This is a genomic window from Cupriavidus sp. SIMBA_020, assembly GCF_046535395.1.
GTDB lineage: Bacteria > Pseudomonadota > Gammaproteobacteria > Burkholderiales > Burkholderiaceae > Cupriavidus > Cupriavidus campinensis.
This window is the reverse complement of record NZ_JAWRWU010000794.1, coordinates 1-264: the sequence shown is the minus strand read 5'-3', so window position 1 is coordinate 264 and position 264 is coordinate 1. Positions and strand designations below refer to the sequence as shown.

1 protein-coding gene is annotated in these 264 nt (G+C 65.9%); it reads left to right on the top strand.

Annotated features, from left to right (window positions below; translation table 11 throughout):
- A partial coding sequence (locus tag SB751_RS31535; protein ID WP_410749215.1) for an FAD-binding protein occupies nt 1-264 on the top strand: 264 nt, incomplete at both ends.

The window sequence follows — 264 nt, the reverse complement described above, 5'->3', positions numbered from 1 at the left end:
CGCGCCTGCGCGGCCGCGGACCGTACCGGTCACGCGCTGCTGCACACGCTGTATCAGCAGAACGTCGCCGCGAAGACCACGTTCTTCGTCGAATGGATGGCGCTGGATCTGATCCGCGACGCCGAAGGCGACGTGCTGGGCGTGACCGCGCTCGAAATGGAAACGGGCGACGTCTACATTCTCGAAGGCAAGACCACGCTGTTCGCCACGGGCGGCGCGGGCCGCATCTTCCAGGCATCGACGAACGCGTTCATCAACACGGGC